The organism is Sphingomonas mangrovi, from assembly GCF_047975845.1.
GTDB lineage: Bacteria > Pseudomonadota > Alphaproteobacteria > Sphingomonadales > Sphingomonadaceae > Sphingomonas.
Window position 1 is genome coordinate 1 of sequence record NZ_JBIUCZ010000073.1, and the last position, 1,072, is coordinate 1,072.

Here is a 1,072-nt window from a genome sequence, read left to right on the forward strand (position 1 = left end):
TTTTTTGGTGAAGCGGTGGCGTGAATGGTGGTTGCGGCGGCGGGAGTGGCGACGCGGCGGGGATCGGGTGGGTGAGCTGTGGCGTGGTTCAGCCGAGCTGATCGGCGGCGCGCGCAAGGTTCCAGCTGGTGAGGGTGATGAGGGTGGCGGCCTGGTTTTTCAGCAGGCCCATGAACCGCATCCGGGCGAGCCCATAGGAGCGTTTGAGCGCCCCGAACACGCCCTCGATCCGGCCGCGGATGCGGCCGATCAGCGTGTTGCGCAGACGCTGGCGCGCGCTGAGCGGCCGGTTCTTCTGCGCCTTGTGCTGGACCCGGTTGCGGATGCCGGCGGCCTGCAGCCGCTCGCGCAGGCGCGGTCCGACATAGCCCTTGTCGGCGTAGACCGCCTGCTCGTCGCCGATCACGAGATGATGGCCGTGATCGACATCGGCGATGTTGGCCGGGGTGATGCACGCCCGCCGGACGATGCCGGTGCCCTGGTCGACCGCGGCATGGAGCTTGTAGCCGAACCGGGCACTGCCGTCGGGGCGTTTGACCCAGCGGGCATCGGGATCGGCCTTGGCCCGCCCGCCGCCGCGCTGGCGCGCGGGCTCGGCCGCGGCGGCCTCGATCACGGTGGCGTCGATCAGCGTGCCTTGCCGGATCGTCACCTGCCGCGCGTCGAGCTGGCGCACCACCTCGCCGAACACCCGTTCGGCCAGGCCGCGGCTCGCCAGCAGGCTGCGGAACCGGCTGATGCTGGAGTGATCCGGCACGCGCTCGTCCAGCCCCAGCCCCGCGAACCGCCGGAACGACAGCCGGTCGCCCAGCGCTTCCTCCATCCCCGGATCGCTCAGCCCGTACCAGCTCTGCAGCAGCAGGATCCGCAGATGAACCAGCGGCGCATACGCCGGCCGGCCGCAGCCCGAGGCGTAGACATCGCCCAGCAGCGCCTCCAGCGGCGCCCAGTCGAGCAAACCCGCGATCCGATCCAGACGCGCGCTCCCCCCGCCAACCACCAACAGGTCCGCAAAGGACGCCGGCCTCGTCTGCTTGCGCATCTCATCTCTCCGATACCCAGCGAAGAGAAT

1 protein-coding gene is annotated in these 1,072 nt (G+C 70.4%); it reads right to left on the reverse strand.

Features of this window, described 5'->3' with window-relative positions; translation table 11 throughout:
* Nucleotides 1-88: 88 nt before the first annotated feature.
* A complete protein-coding gene (locus ACBY01_RS17160) occupies nt 89-1,042 on the reverse strand; it encodes an IS5 family transposase (RefSeq protein ID WP_416462203.1) in 954 nt (317 codons plus the stop codon).
* Nucleotides 1,043-1,072: the final 30 nt, after the last annotated feature.

Coding starts and splice junctions, on each gene's coding strand:
- ACBY01_RS17160 (WP_416462203.1), bottom strand. CDS start 1,042: ATGCGCAAGCAGACGAGGCCGGCGTCCTTTGCGGACCTGTTGGTGGTT.